Here is a 571-nt window from a genome sequence, read left to right as displayed (position 1 = left end):
GAGTTACGGCGGCCATAGCGGAGGGGAAACGCCCGGTAACATTCCGAACCCGGAAGCTAAGCCCTCCAGCGCCGATGGTACTGCACCCGGGAGGGTGTGGGAGAGTAGGACGCCGCCGGACAACCACTACAGTTTGAGGGCCGACCCCATCCGGGGTGCGGCCCTCAACTGCATTTTGCGGCCCGACAGGCCCAAACACATCAAAACAGCGTTTCACCGGAAGGACCGACCGTGACGTCAGGACCGCAGGGCGAGGATCGTCCCCGCCGCTCCGAGGACCGCGCCGACCGCCCCGGCCGCGGCGACTCCGGGCGGCGCGATGACCGACCCGCCCAGCGGGGCGACCGCCGTGAGGGTGGCTTCCGCGGCGGCGACCGCCAGCAGGGCGGCTCCGGCCCGGGCGGCTACCGCGGCGGTGACCGCCGTGAGGGCGGTTACCAGGACCGGGGCTCCCGTGAGGGCGGCTTCCGTGGCGGTGACCGCCGTGAGGGCGGCGGCTACCAGGACCGGGGTCCGCGTGAAGGCGGCTTCCGGGGTGGGGAACGCCGCGAGGGCGGTTACCGGGGCGGCG

The 571-nt window shown here is 73.0% G+C and carries 1 rRNA gene and 1 pseudogene; one reads left to right on the top strand and one right to left on the bottom strand.

Features of this window, described 5'->3' with window-relative positions:
- Nucleotides 1-4: 4 nt before the first annotated feature.
- A 5S ribosomal RNA gene (rrf, locus tag ACFFHU_RS31625) occupies nucleotides 5-121 on the top strand.
- A gap of 116 nt (nucleotides 122-237) precedes the next feature.
- Here the strand turns inward: rrf and ACFFHU_RS31620 are convergent.
- Nucleotides 238-571: pseudogene (locus ACFFHU_RS31620) on the bottom strand (hypothetical protein); the annotation flags it as partial.

This window comes from Plantactinospora siamensis (genome assembly GCF_042434095.1).
Taxonomy (GTDB): Bacteria; Actinomycetota; Actinomycetes; order Mycobacteriales; family Micromonosporaceae; genus KBS50.
Note: the sequence above shows the minus strand (reverse complement) of the source record. Positions and strands in the feature narration are given on the sequence as shown.